General features: G+C 62.9%; 15 protein-coding genes and 1 pseudogene. 6 read left to right on the top strand and 10 right to left on the bottom strand.

What is annotated here, in order from left to right:
• Window positions 1-241 precede the first annotated feature (241 nt).
• The 6 genes from NKI05_RS31150 to NKI05_RS31125 form a co-directional block, all read right to left on the bottom strand.
• Window positions 242-1,081: an alkaline phosphatase family protein gene (locus NKI05_RS31150; protein ID WP_023815944.1), complete on the bottom strand. Its 840-nt coding sequence runs from the start codon at window positions 1,079-1,081 to the stop codon at window positions 242-244.
• 64 nt (window positions 1,082-1,145) lie between these two features.
• The gene (locus tag NKI05_RS31145) at window positions 1,146-2,801 is read right to left on the bottom strand and encodes an ABC transporter ATP-binding protein (RefSeq protein ID WP_023815945.1); all 1,656 of its coding nucleotides are present in this window, start codon (window positions 2,799-2,801) and stop codon (window positions 1,146-1,148) included.
• Window positions 2,801-3,625, bottom strand: coding sequence for an ABC transporter permease (locus NKI05_RS31140; RefSeq protein ID WP_023815946.1), 825 nt, complete (start codon window positions 3,623-3,625; stop codon window positions 2,801-2,803). Before NKI05_RS31140 ends, NKI05_RS31145 begins: the two co-directional genes overlap by 1 nt.
• A gap of 9 nt (window positions 3,626-3,634) precedes the next feature.
• Complete coding sequence (locus tag NKI05_RS31135; RefSeq protein ID WP_023671388.1) at window positions 3,635-4,594, bottom strand: ABC transporter permease; 960 nt, start codon at window positions 4,592-4,594, stop codon at window positions 3,635-3,637.
• 16 nt (window positions 4,595-4,610) lie between these two features.
• Window positions 4,611-6,197: an ABC transporter substrate-binding protein gene (locus NKI05_RS31130; protein ID WP_023671387.1), complete on the bottom strand. Its 1,587-nt coding sequence runs from the start codon at window positions 6,195-6,197 to the stop codon at window positions 4,611-4,613.
• A 154-nt stretch (window positions 6,198-6,351) separates the two neighbouring features.
• On the bottom strand, window positions 6,352-8,337 hold the full coding sequence (locus NKI05_RS31125; protein WP_023815947.1) for a CocE/NonD family hydrolase: 1,986 nt from the start codon (window positions 8,335-8,337) through the stop codon (window positions 6,352-6,354).
• A gap of 216 nt (window positions 8,338-8,553) precedes the next feature.
• Between NKI05_RS31125 and NKI05_RS32340 the strand changes: the two are divergent.
• Both NKI05_RS32340 and NKI05_RS31120 read left to right on the top strand, forming a co-directional pair.
• Window positions 8,554-8,652, top strand: a pseudogene (locus NKI05_RS32340) (BrnT family toxin); the annotation flags it as partial.
• Window positions 8,639-8,950, top strand: coding sequence for a BrnA antitoxin family protein (locus tag NKI05_RS31120; protein ID WP_023671384.1), 312 nt, complete (start codon window positions 8,639-8,641; stop codon window positions 8,948-8,950). The pseudogene NKI05_RS32340 and the gene NKI05_RS31120, both read left to right, overlap by 14 nt.
• A gap of 10 nt (window positions 8,951-8,960) precedes the next feature.
• Here the strand turns inward: NKI05_RS31120 and NKI05_RS31115 are convergent, their stop codons facing one another.
• Genes NKI05_RS31115 through puuE form a run of 4 tightly spaced genes read right to left on the bottom strand, consistent with a single transcriptional unit; the run spans window position 8,961 to window position 12,363 of the window.
• Entirely contained in the window at window positions 8,961-9,554 is a 594-nt protein-coding gene (locus tag NKI05_RS31115) for a nucleoside deaminase (protein ID WP_023815948.1), read from the bottom strand.
• A 3-nt stretch (window positions 9,555-9,557) separates the two neighbouring features.
• Window positions 9,558-10,058, bottom strand: a complete 501-nt coding sequence (locus NKI05_RS31110) for an ureidoglycolate lyase (protein ID WP_023815949.1) — start codon at window positions 10,056-10,058, stop codon at window positions 9,558-9,560.
• A complete protein-coding gene (locus NKI05_RS31105) occupies window positions 10,055-10,912 on the bottom strand; it encodes a bifunctional allantoicase/(S)-ureidoglycine aminohydrolase (protein WP_488377154.1) in 858 nt (285 codons plus the stop codon). Before NKI05_RS31105 ends, NKI05_RS31110 begins: the two co-directional genes overlap by 4 nt.
• A 32-nt stretch (window positions 10,913-10,944) precedes the next feature.
• Window positions 10,945-12,363, bottom strand: a complete 1,419-nt coding sequence (gene puuE, locus NKI05_RS31100) for an allantoinase PuuE (protein WP_023815951.1) — start codon at window positions 12,361-12,363, stop codon at window positions 10,945-10,947.
• A gap of 184 nt (window positions 12,364-12,547) precedes the next feature.
• Between puuE and uraH the strand changes: the two genes are divergently transcribed.
• From uraH to NKI05_RS32335, 4 genes are all read left to right on the top strand, one after another.
• Window positions 12,548-12,922, top strand: a complete 375-nt coding sequence (gene uraH, locus NKI05_RS31095; RefSeq protein WP_023815952.1) for a hydroxyisourate hydrolase — start codon at window positions 12,548-12,550, stop codon at window positions 12,920-12,922.
• 3 nt (window positions 12,923-12,925) lie between these two features.
• Window positions 12,926-14,407, top strand: coding sequence for a xanthine dehydrogenase small subunit (gene xdhA / locus NKI05_RS31090; protein WP_023815953.1), 1,482 nt, complete (start codon window positions 12,926-12,928; stop codon window positions 14,405-14,407).
• Window positions 14,407-16,773, top strand: coding sequence for a xanthine dehydrogenase molybdopterin binding subunit (xdhB, locus tag NKI05_RS31085; protein WP_023815954.1), 2,367 nt, complete (start codon window positions 14,407-14,409; stop codon window positions 16,771-16,773). Before xdhA ends, xdhB begins: the two co-directional genes overlap by 1 nt.
• 74 nt (window positions 16,774-16,847) lie before the next feature.
• Window positions 16,848-17,213, top strand: a 366-nt coding sequence (locus NKI05_RS32335) for an XdhC family protein (protein WP_502898784.1), incomplete at its 3' end; no start/stop codon positions are given.

Below are 17,213 nucleotides of genomic sequence, written 5' to 3'. Positions count from 1 at the left end.
GCCGCACAAAGCGCAACCATCGTCTCATCCCCAGAAAGACACTCCACAACAAACCGTAGCCGCTCGTCCATGATGCCAGTCTCTCGCCAAACCATCGCCGGTCCTCCGGCGGACAAGAAAACTGTCACCCATGCTATCGGTCCATTCTGTTACCTATCTATCCGGTTCGGACACCCTTACCCTCTCCCCGTATAGTGACGGGGAGAGGGGGTAGCGAACGGCGGCTCAGCGACGACCTCCGTCACCCCAAAAACGGCTTAGCCTTCATGGTCTCCGGCACCGGCACACCCAGCCGCTTCAGCACCGTCGGCGCCAGTTGCAGCTGATCAAGCAGCGTGTCCGGATCCGGCCCTTTGCCGGCTCCGAAATAATACAGCGCGAAATCCTGCATTTCATCGTCGCGGCCGCCATGATGGCCGCGGTCTGTCTGGCCGTGGTCGGCGGTTACGATCACCTCGTAACCGGCTTGCCGCCAGCCCGGCAGGAAGGCTGCCAGCATGCCGTCCATCGCATAGCAGGCATGGTCCATTTCGTGGCAGTCATGGCCGAAGCGATGGCCCATCGAATCCAGCGTGCAGGTGTGCAGGATCCCGTAGTCGATGGCGTGGCGCCGGGTCAGCAGGGTCAGTGTCGCAAACAGGTCGACATCGCTCGGCGTCATCTGGTTGCGCAAATTGTAGCCGGTCATGGTGTGGAAGCGGCCATGCGCGATCGGTCCGTTGGGCTCGTCGAACTCCATGTCCTCGACCAGATCGAACGGATAGGAACGGAAGAATTCCGACCAGTAGGAATGCGTCACCGCGCCGGTCTTGCCGCCGGCCTTGCTGACCTCGGAGAAAATATCCGGCTTGTTGACGAGAAAACGGTTCTCGTTGGATAGGATGCCGTGCTCCTGCGGCGAAACCCCGGTGTGGATCGAGGCATAGCAGCAGGCCGAGGTCGACGGCAGCACCGAGCGCATCTTCCACACCTGCGCCTCGCCCGACTGCACCCAGCCCTCGAGATTGCCCATCAGCCGGCGCCAGTTCCGGTAGGGCACGCCGTCGAGAATGATGAGCAGCAGTTTGGTCTTGAGCGCCATGGGCGGCTCCGGAAAGCTTTTGCCGTTGAAGGAAGTTTTCGCGACAAAGGCCGCGAATTCCCTACTAATTCCCCGCGCTCGCCATGCGCCGTCCCTTGATCGCCTTTTCCAGCCAGCCGATCTCCATCTCGGGAACGGACGACAGCAGCAGGTCGGTATAGGCGTCGAAGGGCGGCGTCAGCACCTTGCTCTTGGCGCCGTAGCGCACCACCTCGCCGCGGTACATCACCGCGATCGAATCGGCGATCGACTTCACCGTCGCCAGATCGTGAGTGATGAAGAGGTAGGCGACCTTCTCGTGCTGCTGCAGGTTGAGCAGCAGCTTGAGAATGCCGTTGGCCACCAGCGGGTCGAGCGCCGATGTCACCTCGTCGCAGATGATCAGCTTGGGCTTGGCGGCGAGCGAGCGGGCGATACAGACGCGCTGTTTCTGGCCTCCGGAGAGTTCGGCCGGATAACGATCGAGAAAGCCCTTGCCCATCTCGATCTCGTCGAGCAGTTCGGCGACGCGCTTGTCGCGCTCGCGGCCGCGTATGCCGAAGTAGAATTCCAGCGGCCGGCCGATGATGGTGCCGACGGTCTGGCGCGGGTTCATCGCCACGTCGGCCATCTGGTAGATCATCTGCAATTGCCGCAGATCCTCCTTCGGCCGGTCGGCAAGCCTGTTGGCGAGCGGCCTGCCGTCGAAGGTGACGGTGCCTTCTTCCGGCGGCAACAGCCCGGTGATGGCGCGCGCCAGCGTCGACTTGCCGGAGCCGGATTCACCGACGACGGCCAGCGTCTGTCCCGGAAAGATGTCGACCGAGACGTTCTTCAGCACCTTGACATGGCTGCCGCCGTAAGCGGCGGTGACGTTCTTGACCGACAGGAACGGCGCCACGCCGGGCTTCTGCTCGGCATGCTCGATCTCATGCACCGAGACCAGCGCATTGGTGTATTCCTGGCGCGGCTCCTTGATGATCTGGCGAGTGCCGCCCCATTCGACCAGCCTGCCATGGCGCAGCACCATGATCTCGTCCGAGACCTGGGCGACGACGGCAAGATCGTGGGTGATGTAGAGCGCCGCGACATGGGTGTCGCGGATGGCGTCCTTGATCGCCGCCAGCACGTCGATCTGCGTCGTCACGTCGAGCGCCGTGGTCGGCTCGTCGAAGACGATCAGGTCAGGTTCCGAACACAGCGCCATAGCCGTCATCACCCGCTGCAACTGGCCGCCTGAGACCTGGTGCGGGAAGCGTTCGCCGATAATTTCGGGGTTTGGCAGGCTGAGCTTCTTGAACAACGCCACGGCACGTTTCTCGGCCTCGGCGCGTGTCGCTGTGCCATGCAGCAGCGTTGCTTCCACCACCTGGTCCATCAGCTTGTGCGCCGGGTTGAAGGCGGCGGCCGCCGACTGCGCGACATAGCAGACCTCGCGGCCGCGCAATTTGCGGAAACCTTCCTTGCCGCCCTTGAGGATATCGCGGCCGTTGAGCAGCACCTCTCCGCCGGTGATGCGCACGCCGCCACGGCCATAGCCCATCGACGACAGGCCGATGGTCGACTTGCCGGCGCCGGACTCGCCGATCAGGCCGAGCACCTTGCCCTTTTCCAGCGTCAGCGAGACATCGTGGACCAAAACGATGTTCTTCGGCGCCTCGCCGGGCGGAAACACTGTCGCTTCGATGCGCAGATTGCGGATATCGAGCAGCAGGCCGGTCTTTGCTTTTGTGTCAGCCATCACCCGCGTCCTCCCTTCAGGCTTGTCGTGCGGTTGAGCACCCAGTCAGCGACCAGATTGACCGAAATCGCCAGTGCCGCGATCGCCGCGGCGGGGATGAGTGCCGCCCCGATACCGAAGACGATGCCGTCCTTGTTTTCCTTGACCATGCCGCCCCAGTCGGCATCCGGCGGTTGCACGCCAAGGCCGAGAAAGGACAGCGTCGACAAGAACAGCACCGCGTAGATGAAGCGCAGGCCAAGTTCCGAGACCAGCGGCGACAGCGCGTTGGGCAGGATCTCGCGGAAGATGATCCAGCCGCTGCCTTCGCCCCGCAGCTTGGCGGCCTCGACATAATCCATGACGTTGATGTCGACGGCCACCGCGCGCGACAGCCGGTAGACGCGGGTCGAGTCGAGGACGCCCATCACCAGGATCAGCGTCACCAGGTTGGTCGGCAGCACCGAAAGCACGACGAGCGCCATGATCAAGGTCGGGATCGACATCAGCAGATCGACAAGGCGCGACAGCAGCGTGTCGAACCAGCCGCCGAACACCGCCGCCGAAAAGCCGAGGATGGCGCCGAGCGAGAATGACAGCGCGGTGGCCAGCACCGCAATGAACAGCGTGATGCGAGCGCCGTAGATCATGCGCGACAGAAGATCGCGACCGAGATTGTCGGTGCCCAGCAAATGTGCCGCCGTCATCGGTTCCCAGACGTCGCCGACGATTTCGGCATTGCCGTACGGTGCGATCAACGGTGCGAAAACTGCCGCCAACACGAACATAGCCGTCAGCACGATGCCGATCAGCGCGGGGATGGGGATGCGTCTGATGTCGAGCATGCCCGCCGCCTATTTCGGATGTCTGAGGCGCGGATTGGCGACAATCGCCCCGATGTCCGCAATGATGTTCAGGCTGATATAAACGGCGGCGAAGACCAGGCCGACCGCCTGCACCACCGGCACGTCGCGCTTGGTGACGTGGTCGACCAGATATTGTCCCATGCCGGGATAGACGAAGATCACCTCGACCACGACGACGCCGACGATGAGGTAGGCGAGGTTGAGCATGACCACGTTGATGATCGGCGCTATGGCATTGGGGAAAGCATGCTTGCGGATGACATTGAAGGCCGACAGGCCTTTCAGTTCCGCCGTCTCGACATAGGCCGACTGCATGACGTTGAGGATGGCCGCGCGGGTCATGCGCATCATATGCGCCAGCACAACCAGCGTCAGCGCGGTGGCCGGCAGCGCGATCGCCTGCATGCGCTCACCGAACGGCATGCCGTCATAGACCGTGGAAATGGCCGGGAACCATTGATACTTCACGGCAAAGAAATAGACGAGCACATAGCCGATGAAGAATTCCGGGAAAGATGTCGAGGCGAGCGCCAGGCCGGAGATCAGCTTGTCGACCCAGCCATTGCGGTAACGCACGGCGATCAGGCCGAGGATGATGGCCAGCGGCACGGCCACGATCGCAGCCCAGAAGGCGAGGAACAGCGTGTTCCACAGCCGCCCCTTGATCGACGTGGCAATATCCTGGCCGCTCGACATCGCCGTGCCAAGATCGCCGGTGAGCACACCGCCTAGCCAATGGAAATACCTGATGTAAGCCGGCTGATTCAGGCCGAGCTGCTCGCGCAGATTGGCGAGCGATTCCGGCGTCGCCGACTGTCCGAGAATGGCTTGCGCGACGTCGCCGGGCAGGATCTGGGTGCCGGCGAAGATCAGGACCGAAACGGCCAGCAAGAGGACGATGCCCAGCGCAACGCGCTGGGCCACAAGTTTCACGACGGGTGAGGACATATCCGCAAAGCCGGGCTCAGGCTTCGAGCCAGCACTTCGCCAGCGCGTAGCCGTTCATCAGCTCCTGATGCGGATCGTCTACCCAGCCGCCGACCTTGGCGCCTGTCGCATCGATGAACTGATTGAACATCGGCAGGATCAGGCCGCCCTCGTCGCGCACCAGCACGGCCATGTCGTGGTACATCTGCTTGCGCTTGGTCTCGTCGAGTTCGGCGCGTGCGGCCAGCACCAGCTTGTCGAAGTCCGGACGCTTGAAACGGGTGTCGTTCCAGTCGGCGGTCGACAGATAGGCGGTCGAGTACATCTGGTCCTGGGTCGAGCGGCCGCCCCAATAGGAGGCGCAGAAGGGCTGCTTGTTCCAGACCTCGTTCCAGTAGCCGTCGCCGGGCTCGCGCTTGAGCTCGATCTTGATGCCGGCCTTGGCCGCGCTCTGCTGGAAGAGCTGCGAGGCGTCGACCGCGCCCGGGAAGGCGACGTCGGAGGTGCGCAGCAGCACGGTGCCGTCATGGCCCGACTTCTTGTAGTGGAACTTGGCCTTGTCGGGATCATATTTGCGCTGCTCGATCTCGGAAAACAGCGGATAGGACGAATTGATCGGGAAGTCGTTGCCGAGCGAGCCGTAGCCGCGCAGCACCTTGTTCAGCATCTCCTCACGGTCGATCGCGAGCTTCAGCGCCATGCGCAGGTCGCTGTTGTCGAAGGGCGCGGTGTTGCAATGCATGATGAAGACATAGTGGCCGGGGCCGGCATGGTTGCGGATGGTGACGCCCGGTACACGCTTGATCAGGTCGACGATCTTCGGCTCGACGCGGTTGATCATGTTGACCTGGCCGCCCTGCAGGGCCGCCGTGCGCGCGGTCGCGTCGTTGATGACGATGATCTCGATCTGGTCGGCATGGCCCATCTTGTCGGCCTGCCAGTAATTGGCGAAGCGCTCGCCGCCATGGCGCACGCCGGGCTCGTTGGTGGTGACCTTGTAGGGTCCTGCCGAGATGCCGGCATCCGCCTTGTCCTTGCCGCCGTTGGGCTGGACGATGAGGTGGTAGTCGCTGAGGAGATAGGGAAGGTCGGCGTTGGCCTCCTTCAGCGTCAGGACGACTTCCTTGCCACTGGCTTTGATGCTGTCGATGCCCTTCATGTAGCCCAGCGCGCCGGACTTCGATTTTTCATCGGAATGGCGCTCGAGGGTTGCCGCCACATCCTCAGCGGTCACCGTCTTGCCGTTGTGGAATTCGACGCCGTCGCGGATTTTCAGCGTCCACACCTTGGCGTCGTCCGACGAGCCGATCTCTTCGGCGATGCGGTTCTCGAGTTTGCCTTCGGGGGACAGCTCGACGATCAGCTCGCCCCACATCTTGCCAAAAGCGAACGGCACTTGCGTCATGAACAAAGCCGGGTCCAGGCTGTTCGTGGATTCGCCGCCGACGAGGCCGGCCTTCAGCGTGCCGCCCTTGACCGGGCCTTCCGCGCGAGCCGCACTGGAAAGCAGCATATTGGCGAAGGGCGCTGTGACGCCGAGTGCTGCGGCGCGGCCGAGGAAATCACGACGGCTCAGCTTACCGGACGCAACGCGCCGGCTCAGATATTCGAGTTCGTTGGACATTTGAGTTCCTCACTCTGTTGGTTCGACCTTATGGTCGTTTTTTGCTTGTTGTTACCAAAGGGATATTGACCGGAAGGCAAAGCGGTAAGCAAGACGGAATGCGACATGCCGTGGCGTAAATCGTGCGTCGCAACTGGACCAGTCGGGTGGACGCTCAGAGCAGGTCGCGCGGGATCGTCTCTTCGAAATCGCGTTCGAAAACCAGCGTTTCGCCCTCATAGGCTTCGATTCTGGCGCTGACGACGAAGTTTTGCGCGTCGCTGCGCATTTCAGCCGATGTCTCGGTGCGCACCGACCATCCGTTTCGCGACAAGGTCTGCGTCCAGTGCGTCCGGCCCGAGGCAGACAGCGGGTCGTCGGGGTGGATCGTCCAGCTCTCGCGGGCAATGCTGCCATTGGCCAGTCCATGCGCGAGATCGCGCACTTCGCCGAAATCATCCGTGATCGACAGCGTGACGATGCCGGTCTTCTCATCGCGATCGACGTGACGCTCGGAATTCGCTGCACGAACTGTCGCGGTTGCCCAGGGTGTTGCGCCTTCGGGAGACTGGAACGAGGTCTCGTCGGCTTTTGCGAGCGGGCGCAGCGGCAGCCTCAGCGTCGCCGCTGAAAGGTCGAGCCGCACCGGCTCCGGCGACGGCCAGATCATCGGCCAGTAAGCATTGGAAACCGCGATGCGCAGCCGGTGTCCGGCCGGCACGCGGTAGGCGCACTGGTCGAGAATAACGCGCGCCGAAACCGTTTCGCCCGGCACCAGCGCTTGCGGCTGTTCGTGCGAAGAACGATGCGTCAGGTTGAGCACGCCGTAGGAAATCAGTTCCGAGGCGCCGTCGGGGTGCACGTCGCACAGTCGAACCGCGATGTTCGCCTGCGGGCGATCGGACGACACCCGGATGAGAAGCTCCGGCGCGCCGACGATGTCGAGTGTCCCGGCAAGCACAGGCTGATCGAAGCAGACGGACAGCGCATCGTCCGGGCGCTGGTCGCCCGGCAGTTCCGGGCCAAAGGTGAAGGGAAAATATTCGCCGCCGGCGAGCCCGCAGCTTTGCGGGGTCGCCACGATCGCCGGCCTGACGCCGTCAGCAATGAGTTCGATCGCCCCGACCTTGATGTTGGGAGACGGCCATTCCTGTTCGGCCACCCAACGGCCCGGCCGCTCCGGGTGCCAGCGCGCGGGGCGCACACTGTCCATGACATAGGCGCGATAGTCCGGGTCGGCCTCGACACCGGTGTCGACGCCTTTCAGCCAGCGGTCCCACCAGCGCAACGCCTCCTGCAGGAAGCCGATGGCGGGTGTTGGCCCGGCATAATGCGGGTATTTGTGGATCCACGGCCCGACAATGCCCTTCACCGGCGCCTGGATGTTGGTGACCAGATGCGAGATCGTGTTGCGGTAGCCGTCATGCCAGCCGCCGATCGACAGCACGGCGGCTTTGACCGCGGAGAAATCCTCGCAGATCGAACCGCGTTTCCAATAGGCGTCGCGATGCTGATGGCTGAGCCAGAGCGGCAGAAGGAAAGACTGGTTCTCCAGCCGCGTCAGCCAGAGGTCGCGCCAGCGATTGTCGCCCGCAATCAGCGGATCCGGCGGTCGCGACGAATAGGACAACATAGTCGAGGCCCAGCCGAAATTTTCCGTCAAAAGGCAGCCGCCCTTGTAGTGGATGTCGTCGGCGTAGCGGTCGACGGTGGAGCACAGGCTGATCACCGCCTTCAGCGCTGGCGGCTGCTTGGCCGCTACCTGCAGGCAGTTGAAGCCGCCCCAGGAAATGCCCATCATTCCGACGCTGCCATTGCACCAGGGCTGTGCTGCCGCCCAGGCAATCACATCACAGGCGTCCTGCAATTCCTGTTCGGAATATTCGTCGTCCATCAGCCCTTCGGAATCGCCATTGCCGCGCATGTCGACGCGGATCGAGGCGTAGCCGTGGCCGGCGAAATAGGGATGCGTCAGCTGATCGCGAAAGATGGTGCCGTCGCGCTTGCGGTAGGGCAGGTGCTCGAGGATCGCCGGCACCGGATCGCTGCTGGCGTCCTCCGGCATCCAAACCCGCGCCGACAGCCGGCAACCATCCGGCATGACGATGCCCATATCGGGGAATTCGACGACCTTGCGGGGAAATTCGGTGATGGTTTTCATGCGATGCTCCAAGATGTCAGTGACGCATGAAGCGGGCATGTCATGAAGTCAAACGGGCGACGGCCGGTGTCGCCGCGACGACGCCACGATATGTAGCCCGATTGTTTTGCCCTGATGTTGCAGGATTATAATTAATGTATTACATTTATTAACTGAACCCAACGTGATGAGGATGGTTTCGCCTGAAAATCGTTTGGGACGAGCCAAAGCGCGTGACTGGCCGTGATTTTCAAGCCGCTTGGTTCGGAGGCGATTTCGGTGATCTCGATGCGCCGTGCCAGCCGAAAGGAAAGGTCAGTATATGAACAATCCTAAATCGCGTGTTCGACCGCTTACCGATGCGGAGGAAGTGGAAATTCAAAGACAAATTGTTGATGATCCCGACGATGCGGAGACGACAGACGAACAGTTGGCGCAAGCCAGGCCTTTCGCGGAAGTGTTTCCAGAACTTTTCGAGAGCATAAGGCGTGCTCGTGGCCGGCCAGCCGTGGAGAAGCCTAAGCAAGTCGTGTCCATCCGTCTGGATCAGGATGTCATCAGTAAATTCAAGGCGACCGGCAAGGGCTGGCAGGCCAGGATCAACGAGGTGCTGAAAAACGCGAAGGTAGGCTAGGCAATCCGCGTCAGTTCAGCGGAATGTCGTTTTCGGACTTGCGCGCCTGATAAGCGCCGGACAGTTCGTCGTAGCGGGTGGAAATATTGCCGATCCTTGCCTCAAGCCGGCCGCGCTCGGCCTCGGGCAGCGCCCGCACCAGCCTGCGAATGGAAAAACTCTTCCAATAAGCGTTCTCGGCATTGTAGCCGCCGGGATCAAGAGTGAAGACCTCTTTCAGGATTTTCAGATCGTGCGGGATCGCAAAGCTGTCGCGTGAATCCTCGTGGCTGAAGAGGTAGTAGAAATTGTCGAAGCCGGTCCAGGTGATCGCCGACAGGCAGAGCGAGCAGGGCTCATGCGTGGCGATGAAGATGGCGTCCTTGGTGTCGACGCGCTCGGCTTTCGGCATTTCATAGAAACGCTTCAGGCAGTGCACCTCGCCATGCCAGAGCGGATTTTCCATCTCGTTGTTGGCTTCGGCCAGCACCAGCGAGCGGTCGCCCTTCCGCAGGATGGCGGCGCCGAACAGCTTGTTCCCATGGGCCACGCCCTCTGCCGTTTTCGGCACGATGTCGTGCTCGATGACATCGAGCAGGCGGTCGATCAGCGATATGTCGGTCATTTCTCAGGTCTCGTTGGGGAGATGGATTTCGTAGGGGTGCGAGAAATGGAACTCTTGGAGGTTGGAGCCGTCACCGCCGCGGTCGACGATGACGAAATCCTGCGCTTCGCCGAGCGGCGTCAGCACGCCGTGCCAGAGATTGCGCGGATAGTTGACGCCTTGCCCGGGTGCGGTGATGAAGGCGTGCGGCTCGCCCGGACCGTCCTTGCCGTCATGGCAGACGACGACCAGGAAAGGCCGCGGTGACAGCGGAATGAACGCCTGGCTGCCTAAGGGATGGCGCTCGACCATGGTCAGTTTCAGCGGCAGGTCGTAAGGCGTGCCGCGCGCCATCGAGATCAGCACGCAGGCATTCGGTCCCGCGGCTTCAGCGGTGGCGAGATTGTGGTAGCGCTCGGTCTTGCCGCCATTGATCGGGTAGTGATTGCCGCCGCCCATGTCGATGACATCGCCGAAGCCGGCAAAGCTTTCGCGGGTCAGCGGCCGCGCTGTGATGCGGGTCACCGCGCGCGACCGCCAATGCCCGCCCCGCCGAGCTTGGCGTGCCGGTTGACGTCCTTGTAAAGGAGATAGCGGAATTTGCCTGGGCCGCCCGCGTAGCAGGCCTGCGGGCAGAAGGCGCGCAGCCACATGAAGTCGCCGGCCTCGACCTCGACCCAGTCCTGGTTGAGGCGGTAGACCGCCTTGCCTTCCAAGACATAGAGCCCGTGCTCCATGACATGCGTCTCGGCAAATGGGATGACGGCGCCAGGCTCGAGCGTAACGATGGTGACATGCATGTCGTGGCGCATGTCGGCTGGATCGACGAAACGGGTCGTCGCCCAGCGACCCTCGGTGCCTGGCATCGGCGTCGGCGCCGTTTGCTGGTCACTGCTGAACAGGACTTCCGGCGCGTCGATGCCGTGGACGGCCTCATAGGCCTTCCTGATCCAGTGGAAGCGTACGGCGTCGCGACCTTCGTTGCGCACCGTCCAGCCGCTGTCCGGCGGCAGGAAGGCAAAACCGCCGGCTTGCAGCACGTGCTTCTTGCCGGCCAGCGAAACGGTCAACTCGCCCTCGACCACGAACAGCACGCCCTCGGCGCCGGCGTCCGGCTCGGGCCGGTCGCTGCCGCCGCCGGGCAGGACCTCGACGATGTACTGCGAAAATGTCTCGGCGAAACCCGACAGCGGCCTGGCGATGATCCAGGCCCTGGTCTCGTCCCAGAACGGCAGGGGGCTGGTGACGATGTCCTGCATCACCCCCTTCGGTATGACCGCATAGGCCTCGGTGAAGACGGCGCGGCCGGTCAAAAGCTCATTTTGGCCGGGATGGCCGCCATGCGGCGCGTAATAGGTTTTCTGGTCAGTCTTGATCATATCCATTGGGTCCTGACCCCTCAGTCATTTCATTAGAGCGGGAGCATGTCTTTCAGGCGGAGCAGCGCAATGCGCTCGACCTGTTTGCAGGCGGTATCGAGTTCGATGCCGCGGCTGTTGCCGATGCGCGCCTCGAACTCGGCGAGGATCTCCTCCTTGGTCTTGCCCCGCACCGCGATGATGAAGGGAAAGCCGAAGGTGGTGACGTAAGCGGCGTTGAGCTTGGAAAACAGCTCGCGCTCCTTGTCGGTCAGCGCGTCGAGGCCGGCGGAGGCCTGCTCGCGTGTGGATTCCGCAGTGAGGCGTCTCGCTTCGGCCAGTTTGCCAGCGAGATCGGGATGGGCGTTGAGGACGCCGATCCGCTCGGTTTCGCTGGCGGCGCGGAAGACGCGGCAGAGCGCATTGTGCAGGCCGCCGGCGCTGTCATGCGCCGGCCCAAGCTCCAGCTCATAGGCACGTTCGGCGATCCAGGGCGAATGTTCGAACACGCCGCCGAAAGTGTCTACGAAGGTTTCGAACTCCATCTTCGACGGCCTGAGCGCCGCCGGCTGGTAGGGGTGGTTCTCCTGCCAGTGCCTGGCGATATCGATCCGCCGCGCCAGCCAGACCTTGTCGTGCGATTTCACATAGTCGACGAAGCGCTTCAGCGCCGCCACCCGACCAGGACGTCCGACGAGGCGGCAATGCAGGCCGATATTCATCATCCGCGGCCGGCCCGCTTTGCCCTCGGCATAGAGCGTGTCGAAACTGTCCTTCAAATAGGAGAAGAACTGGTCGCCGGAATTGAATCCCTGCGGCGTGGCGAAACGCATGTCGTTGGCATCGAGCGTGTAGGGGATGACGAGTTGCGCGCCGCCGCTGTGCTCGAACCAGTAGGGCAGTTCGTCGTCATAAGTGTCCGACACATAGTCGAAGCCGCCCTCTTCGGCCACCAACCGCACCGTATTGACCGAGGTGCGGCCGGTGTACCAGCCGGTCGGCCGTTGGCCTGTCACCTCGTAGTGCAGCTTGATCGCCGCTTCGAGGTCGCGGCGCTCGTCCTCGGCGCTGTGGTCGCGGTAGTCGATCCATTTCAGCCCGTGCGAGGCCATTTCCCAGCCGGCCTCCTGCATCGCCGCCACCTGGTCGGGCGACCGGGCTAATGCTGAGGCGACCCCGTAGCAGGTCACCGGCACTTGCGCCTCGCTGAACAGGCGCAGCAGCCGCCAGAAGCCTGCCCGCGCGCCATATTCGTAGATCGATTCCATGTTCCAGTGGCGCTGGCCGACCCAGGGCGCGGCGCCGACGATTTCCGACAGGAAGGCTTCCGAGGCCTTGTCGCCGTGCAGCACGCAGTTCTCGCCGCCTTCCTCGTAGTTGACGACGAATTGGACGGCCACATGCGCACCGCCCGGCCATCTCGGATCCGGCGGATTGGCTCCGTAGCCGCGCATGTCTCTAGAGTAACGCATTGCCCCTCCCCGCCGGACGCTGCCGGAAGTTGTGATCAGGATAGTCGAAAGGGTTGCTCGCGCATTCCCCCGGAATTTTTGAAAGTGTTTTTGTGCCACTCCGCTCGACCGGGACTTATGCATCGCCTTTAATTGGCGCACAATTCACTGCTTTGTTCGGCTGTATCGGAAATGGGAGGCGCCAGTGGCAGAAACGTCGAAAGCCGATGGCGGACGTCTGACGACGCATGTGCTCGACACCGCGACCGGCAAGCCGGCGGCGGGCCTGTCGATCGCGCTTTATCATCTTGAGAGCGACGCGCGGATACATTTGAAGACCGTCGTCACAAATGCCGACGGCCGCTGCGATGCGCCGCTGCTGGCAGGAGCGGAGTTCCGCTTTGGCGAATACGAACTGGTCTTCGCCGCCGGTGACTATCTACGCGGCCAGGGCACCAAACTGCCGGAACCGGCCTTCCTCGACAGCGTGCCGATCCGCTTCGGCATGGCAGAATCCGTGCATTATCACGTGCCGTTGCTTATCTCTCCCTATGGCTACTCGACCTACAGGGGGAGCTGACGCATGGCCAAGATCACCATACGCAACGAGATCCGCTTCATCCTCAATGGCAGGGATGTCGCGCTGTCGTCGGTGGCGCCCGACGCGACCTTGCTCGACTGGCTGCGGCTCGACCGCTCGCTGCGCGGCACCAAGGAAGGCTGCGCCGAGGGCGATTGCGGCGCCTGCACGGTCCTGGTCGGAAAATTGTCCGCCGGCAAGCTGGTTTATGAAAGCGTCAACGCCTGCATCCGTTTCCTCGGTTCGCTCGACGGCACCCATGTCGTCACCGTCGAGCATCTGCGCGGCGCTCCTGGCCAATTGCATCCGGTGCAGCAGGCGATGGTCGATTTCCACGCTTCGCAATGCGGCTTCTGCACGCCGGGCTTCGTCATGTCGCTCTACGGCTTGTGGATGAAGTCGCCGGACCCGTCGAATGCGGCGATCGAGAAGGCCTTGCAAGGCAATCTTTGCCGCTGCACCGGCTATGAGGCAATCATGCGCGCCGCGCGTGCCATCTCCAGCTACGGCAAGGCGGCGAAGGATCCGCTGGCGGCCGAGCGCAAGGCGATCACGGCCAGGCTCGAGGCTATGCATGACGGTGCCCGCGTCGAAATCGGCGCCGGCAAGCTGAGGTTGGTCGTCCCGGCCAACGCCGATGATTTCGCCGCTTTACTGGATAAGGAACCCGACGCCACTGTTGTCGCCGGCTCGACCGACGTCGGCCTGTGGGTCACCAAGCACATGCGCGACATCTCACCGGTAGTCTTCATCGGCAATCTCGAGGGGCTGTGCGCGATCTCCGAAGACAATGACGTCATCACCATCGGAGCCGGCGTCACCTACACCGACGCCTTCGCGACACTGGCCAAGCGCATCCCCGCGCTCGGGCCATTGTTCGACCGCATCGGCGGCGAACAGGTACGAAACATGGGCACCATCGGCGGCAACATCGCCAATGGCTCGCCGATCGGCGACACGCCGCCGCCCCTGATCGCGCTTGGTGCGCAACTGACGCTGCGCCGCGGCAAGAAGCGGCGCACCATCGCGCTCGAGGATTTCTTCATCGCCTATGGCAAGCAGGACCGGCAGCCAGGCGAATTCGTCGAGGCCGTGCACGTTCCCGTGCCGGCCAAGGGCACGAAGTTTGCCGTCTACAAGATCACCAAGCGCCGCGACGAGGACATCACCGCAGCCCTTGGCGCCTTTTTCCTCGACTTGGCCAAGGACGGAACCGTGGCCGATATATGCATCGCCTATGGCGGCATGGCGGCCACCCCGAAGCGGGCTTTCGGTGTCGAAAAAGCGCTGCTCGGCAAGCCGTGGACGGAGACAACGGTGGAAGCGGCCATGGCTGAATATGCCGGCGATTTCACCCCGCTGACCGATATGCGGGCATCGGCCGAATACCGGGCGCTGGCGGCCAGGAACCTGCTGCTGCGCTTTTTTGCCGAAACCAGCGGCAGCAAGGCGCCGTTCCAGGTGTCACGCAACGAGGCGGCCTGATGAACAAGCACGCCTCTCCAGATCTCAAGGCGCAGAAGATTTCCGGTGGCGTCGCCGCCGACCAGCGCCACGATTCCGCGCACAAGCATGTCAGCGGCAGCGCGGTCTATATCGACGATATGCCGGAACCGGCGGGCATGCTGCATGGCTGCCTCGGCCTGTCCACGGCGACGCATGCGACGATCAGCAAAATGGATCTGTCGGCGGTGCGCGCGGCGCCGGGCGTCGTCGATGTGCTGACGGCCAAGGACGTTCCGGGCGAAAATGACATTTCGCCGACCGGTCGACACGACGAGCCGGTGCTGGCCGACGACAAGGTGCAGTTTTATGGTCAGCCGATCTTCTGCGTTATTGCCAAGACGCGCGAACAGGCGCGCCGCGCCACCCGGCTGGCCAAGGTCGAATACAGTCCATTGCCTTTCGTCACCGACATTGGCGATCTCGACCCCCGCAAGGACAAGCTGGTCACGCCGCCGCTCACCTTGAAGCGCGGCGATGCCGCTGCCGCGATCAAGGCGGCGCCGCGCCGGCTGAAGGGCAAGATGCGCATTGGCGGCCAGGAGCATTTCTATCTCGAAGGCCATATCGCCGTGGCCATCCCCGGCGAGGACCAGGACGTCACCATCTTTTCCTCGACCCAGCATCCGAGCGAAGTGCAGCATATGGTCAGCCATGCGCTGGGCGTGCCGAGCAATGCCATCACGGTGGAAATCCGCCGTATGGGCGGTGGCTTCGGCGGGAAGGAGACGCAAGGCAACCAGTTTGCGGCATTGGCGGCGATCGCCGCCAAGAAACACCATCGCGCGGTCAAGATCCGGCCCGACCGTGACGACGACATGATTGCCACCGGCAAGCGCCATGACTTCCTCGTCGACTACGAAGTAGGTTTCGACGACGACGGCAACATTCTTGGCGTCGATTTCATGTTTGCGGCGCGCTGCGGCTTTTCCTCGGACCTGTCCGGGCCGGTCACCGACCGTGCGCTGTTCCACTGCGACAACACCTATTTCTGGCCGGCGGTGCATGCACAGTCGGCGCCGCTCTATACCAACACCGTCTCGAACACAGCCTTTCGCGGCTTCGGCGGCCCGCAAGGCATGGTCGGCGCCGAACGCGTCATCGACGAGGTTGCCTTTGCCGTCGGCAAGGACCCGCTCGAAATCCGCAAGCAGAATTTTTATGGCACCAGTGGTGATAAAGACGGGGGCCGCAATGTCACGCCCTATCACCAGACGGTCGAGGACAACATCATCCACCGCATCGTCGCCGAGCTGGAGGCGAGCGCCGACTATGCGGGGCGCCGCCGCATCATCCAGGCCTTCAACGCCAACAGCCGCTTCATCAAGCGCGGCCTGGCGCTGACGCCGGTCAAATTCGGCATCTCTTTCACGGCCACCCACTACAACCAGGCCGGCGCGCTGGTGCATGTCTACACCGATGGTTCGGTGCATCTGAATCACGGCGGCACCGAGATGGGGCAAGGCCTCTACGTCAAGGTGGCGCAGGTGGTGGCGGAAGAGTTCCAGATCGACCTCGACCAGGTCAAGATCACCGCGACGACCACCGGCAAGGTGCCCAACACTTCGGCCACCGCGGCGTCGTCCGGCACCGACCTCAACGGCATGGCGGCGCAGAACGGCGCCCGCCAGATCAAGGAACGGCTGACCGACTTCGCCGCCGAAAAATACCAGGTGCCGCGCGAGCAGGTGCTTTTCCTGCCCAACCGGGTGCGCATCGGCAACCAGGAGATCGCCTTCACCGACCTCGTCAAGCAGGCCTATATGGCCCGCATCCAACTGTCGGCGGCGGGTTTTTACAAGACGCCGAAAATCCACTGGAACCGTGACAAGGGCGAGGGCCGTCCGTTCTATTATTTCGCCTATGGCGCCTCGTGCTCGGAAGTCTCGGTCGACACGCTGACCGGCGAATATGTCGTCGAGCGCACCGACATATTGCATGAAACCGGCCGCTCGCTGAACCGCGCCATCGATCTCGGCCAGATCGAGGGCGGCTTCATCCAGGGCATGGGCTGGCTGACGACGGAGGAGCTGTGGTGGGACGACAAGGGCCGGCTGCGCACGCATGCGCCGTCGACCTATAAGATCCCGCTCGCGTCCGACCGGCCGAAGATATTCAACGTCACGCTGGCCGACTGGCCGGAGGCCAACGAGCCGACGGTGCACCGTTCCAAGGCGGTCGGCGAACCGCCCTTCCCGCTCGGCATGTCTGTGCTGCATGCGCTGTCGGACGCGGTGGCAAGTGTGGCCGATCATAAGGTCTGTCCGCGTCTCGACGCTCCTGCAACACCAGAACGGGTGCTGATGGCGATCGAACGGCTGAAGGGTGAAGCCAAGAATAGCGCCTGACTCTGACCTGGATTCTGGCAAAACGTGCAATTCAGACTGAAAAACACTATATTTCCCGTACGGGAATGCGAAATATGAAGTCGAAAGTGCAAAGCCTCAGAGCTTTTCTCGCCAGCGCCGGCCGGCTTGCTCTGGTCGAAGTGGCCGGCACTAAAGGCTCGACTCCGCGCGAGAAGGGCGCCTTCATGCTCGTATCGCAGGCGGCGATTTTTGGCACGATCGGCGGCGGTCAGCTCGAGTACATGGCGATCGACAAGGCGAGGCAGATGGTGGGGTCTTCACCCTCCCCCTTGTGGGGAGGGTCGGGGGGGGGGGGGGGGCCCGCGGGGGGGGGGGGGGGGGGGGGGGGGTCTGCAGGGTCACGACCTCCGCCAGTTTTTGACCCCCACCCGGCCCTTCGGGCCACCCTCCCCACAAGGGGGAGGGTAAGGAGTTGTAGC

The organism is Mesorhizobium sp. M0771, assembly GCF_040320155.1.
Classification (GTDB): domain Bacteria; phylum Pseudomonadota; class Alphaproteobacteria; order Rhizobiales; family Rhizobiaceae; genus Mesorhizobium.
This window is presented reverse-complemented; position numbering and strand designations above follow the sequence as displayed.

Bases quoted from the DNA above. Each gene is read 5' to 3' on its own strand.
- NKI05_RS31145 (WP_023815945.1), bottom strand. From the start codon at position 2,801: ATGGCTGACACAAAAGCAAAGACCGGCCTGCTGCTCGATATCCGCAAT.
- xdhB (WP_023815954.1), top strand. From the start codon at position 14,407: ATGAACAAGCACGCCTCTCCAGATCTCAAGGCGCAGAAGATTTCCGGT.
- puuE (WP_023815951.1), bottom strand. From the start codon at position 12,363: ATGCGTTACTCTAGAGACATGCGCGGCTACGGAGCCAATCCGCCGGAT.
- NKI05_RS31135 (WP_023671388.1), bottom strand. From the start codon at position 4,594: ATGTCCTCACCCGTCGTGAAACTTGTGGCCCAGCGCGTTGCGCTGGGC.
- NKI05_RS31115 (WP_023815948.1), bottom strand. From the start codon at position 9,554: ATGACCGACATATCGCTGATCGACCGCCTGCTCGATGTCATCGAGCAC.
- NKI05_RS31125 (WP_023815947.1), bottom strand. From the start codon at position 8,337: ATGAAAACCATCACCGAATTTCCCCGCAAGGTCGTCGAATTCCCCGAT.
- NKI05_RS31150 (WP_023815944.1), bottom strand. From the start codon at position 1,081: ATGGCGCTCAAGACCAAACTGCTGCTCATCATTCTCGACGGCGTGCCC.
- xdhA (WP_023815953.1), top strand. From the start codon at position 12,926: ATGGCCAAGATCACCATACGCAACGAGATCCGCTTCATCCTCAATGGC.
- NKI05_RS31140 (WP_023815946.1), bottom strand. From the start codon at position 3,625: ATGCTCGACATCAGACGCATCCCCATCCCCGCGCTGATCGGCATCGTG.
- NKI05_RS31120 (WP_023671384.1), top strand. From the start codon at position 8,639: ATGAACAATCCTAAATCGCGTGTTCGACCGCTTACCGATGCGGAGGAA.
- NKI05_RS31130 (WP_023671387.1), bottom strand. From the start codon at position 6,197: ATGTCCAACGAACTCGAATATCTGAGCCGGCGCGTTGCGTCCGGTAAG.
- NKI05_RS31105 (WP_488377154.1), bottom strand. From the start codon at position 10,912: ATGATCAAGACTGACCAGAAAACCTATTACGCGCCGCATGGCGGCCAT.